The sequence below is a fragment of the Pricia antarctica genome (genome assembly GCF_900101815.1).
GTDB classification, from domain to species: Bacteria; Bacteroidota; Bacteroidia; order Flavobacteriales; family Flavobacteriaceae; genus Pricia; species Pricia antarctica.
In genome coordinates this window covers 1-2,731 of the sequence record NZ_FNAO01000029.1, presented here as the reverse complement: position 1 = coordinate 2,731, position 2,731 = coordinate 1, and the positions used below count along the sequence as shown (strand labels likewise).

Genomic DNA, 2,731 nt, shown 5'->3' with positions numbered 1-2,731 from the left:
TCTTGGTCATTCCAATCGCCTTTGCAATATGTCCGATCGCGTTGATTACATCCGCATTGTCGCCTTCTTCCAAAACTGTATTTAGGTACTCCGCTGCAAAAAACGGATATAGTATACCACCTGCGGCGGGTCAAAGTGAACCACCCGCAGCGGGTCAAAGTGAGCATAGCGCAGCGGACGAAAGTGAGCCACTAAAAATCGATTCTATTTGAAGGTTATGTCAATGGTCTTTTTTTGTTAAAAAGATCATGGCCAACAAACAAATAGAAATGCGAAAAGTAAAACGAATATTCAAGCTATATAGCGCTGGCGTCAGCAAGCGCCAAATAAGCAAGCAGCTTGGTCTTTCCAGGAATACGGTAACGAAGTATATAGCGTTCTTTAAGCGTTATAAGTTGACAGCCTATGAAGTCGATGCACTGACCCTTGAAGAGCTGCACAAGCTGTTCCAATCGGAACAACGCACGAAAAGTGAACAGCTACAGACCTTAGAAAGGTACTTTCCCTATTTCGACAAAGAGCTACGAAAAACAGGTGTGACCAAACAGTTGCTTTGGCAGGAGTACCATGCCAAGCACCCTGACGGGTTCCAGCTATCACAGTTCAGGTATTGGTACAGGGAGTGGACCAAGGAGGTCTCCCCGGTAATGCATTTTACGCATAAGGCCGGGGACAAACTGTTCATCGATTACACGGGCAAGAAACTTCATATAGTAGATAAACATACGGGAGAAATACAGGACCTGGAGGTCTTCGTGTGTGTTTTGGGCAGTAGCCAATATACCTATGTGGAGGCCCGCGCAAGTCAAAAGAAAGAAGATTTTATCCAGTGTGTAGAAAATGCACTTTGGTATTATGGCGGTGTACCACAGGCCCTGGTACCCGACAACCTAAGGGCGGCGGTAACCAAAAGTAGCCGTTACGAGCCAAAGGTAAACGAGACCTTTGCCGACTTCGCCGAGCATTACGAAACAGCAGTACTGCCTACAAGAGCCTACAGGCCAAGGGATAAAGCTATTGTCGAGAATGCCGTCCGTATCATTTACACAAGGGTGTTCGCACCTCTTAGAAACCAGACCTTCCATAGCGGGGCCGATCTCAACAAGGCCATTCTAGAACTTTTGGACGTCCATAATAAAATGCCCTTCAGGGGCAGGGAATACTCCCGTTATTCTCTTTTTAAGGAAATCGAAAGTTTAGAATTAAAACCTTTGCCGGTAAAGCGGTACGAGATAAAATTGTACGCCAAGGCAACGGTCCACAAGAACAGCCATATCTACCTGAGCAAGGACAAACACTACTACAGTGTGCCCTACCAACACATAGGCAAGCACGTGAAAATTATATTCTCCAATAGTCTGGTAGAGATTTTTTATAAGGAGGAAAGACTTGCGGCACATGGTCGTGAGAAAAGGAAATATGCCTACACCACGGTAAAGGAACATATGCCCTCGCACCACCGGTTCATAAGCGAATGGAACTCTGAGAAATTCATAGACTGGGCAAGCAATATCGGGGCCCACTGTAAAGAATACATCATAGAGATCTTGGATAAAAAACAGCATCCGGAGCAATCGTACAAGTCGTGCCTTGGGATATTGCACCTGGCCAAAAAGGCAGGCAACGAAAGATTGGACAATGCCTGTAAAAGAGCTTCGGGCTACCAGGCCTACAACTATAACATGATCGATAGGATACTCAAAAAGGGCTGGGACAAACTTGATGAAGACCCGGAAGAGGATATAGAGATTCCCGGCCATAACAATATAAGGGGAGGCAATTACTACAAATAGAAATCATTAAAACCACGAATATGAATACACAAACATTGGAACAAATGAAACAATTAAGGTTCTACGGTATGCTCAGGGCCTTTAACACCAGCTTGGCACCAAATAGCATCGGTTACACCAATGACGAGCTGATAGCCTATCTGATGCAATCGGAATGGGACGATAGGCAGAACAGAAAAATAGAGCGCTTGACCAAAGCTGCCAGGTTCAGGTATAGTGCCGTGATGGAAAATATAGACTATGACGGCACTAGAAACCTGGATAGGAATCAAATACGGCGATTTACGACCTGCGACTTTATCAAGAACCAAGAAAACATCCTGATCACGGGAAGCACCGGATCGGGCAAAAGCTATATAGCCTCGGCAATAGGACATCAAGCTTGCTCCCAGGGCTTCAAGGCGATGTACTTCAATGCCAACAAATTATTTACAATGCTAAAAATATCGAAGGCGGACGGTTCCTATCTCAAACAGATAGACCGACTGGAAAAACAAGACCTACTGATAATCGACGACTTTGGACTAAAAGCACTGGACAACCTGAACAGGCACTCTTTCATGGAAATCATTGAAGATAGACACGGTAAAAGAAGCACCATTATCGCATCTCAATTGCCCGTAGAGGCCTGGCATGAAATAATAGGGGAACAAACCATTGCAGATGCCATTTTGGATAGACTGGTCCATACGGCACATCGAATAAATATCAAAGGAGAATCAATGCGCAAAAAACTGAGAAATAAACACTAATTTTAGACCTCTATAGAATTGGTTTTGAGCAACTGGTTTGCTATGCTCACTTTCATCCGCCCGAGGTGGTTCACTTTGTCCGCCCTATCCAACTCCGCTATCATTTCCTTGCTGTCCAAATAATCCGCTATGTCAAATTTTGAGGTTCCCATGTTTTCTATTTGTTTAATTTTTTCAGGATAGCCT

Annotated in this window: 2 protein-coding genes and 2 pseudogenes; 2 read left to right on the top strand and 2 right to left on the bottom strand. The window is 44.5% G+C overall.

Going from position 1 to position 2,731, the window contains the following annotated elements; genetic code table 11:
• Window positions 1–73, bottom strand: a pseudogene (locus tag BLT07_RS21785) (addiction module antidote protein); the annotation flags it as partial.
• Between the two features lie 196 nt (window positions 74–269).
• On the opposite strand from BLT07_RS21785, the gene istA reads away from it, so the two are divergent.
• The gene (istA, locus tag BLT07_RS20445; protein ID WP_245726631.1) at window positions 270–1,793 is read left to right on the top strand and encodes an IS21 family transposase; all 1,524 of its coding nucleotides are present in this window, start codon (window positions 270–272) and stop codon (window positions 1,791–1,793) included.
• Between the two features lie 20 nt (window positions 1,794–1,813).
• Window positions 1,814–2,545, top strand: coding sequence for an IS21-like element helper ATPase IstB (gene istB / locus BLT07_RS20440; protein ID WP_091874448.1), 732 nt, complete (start codon window positions 1,814–1,816; stop codon window positions 2,543–2,545).
• Between the two features lie 2 nt (window positions 2,546–2,547).
• Here the strand turns inward: istB and BLT07_RS21160 are convergent.
• A pseudogene (locus BLT07_RS21160) lies at window positions 2,548–2,731 on the bottom strand (hypothetical protein); the annotation flags it as partial.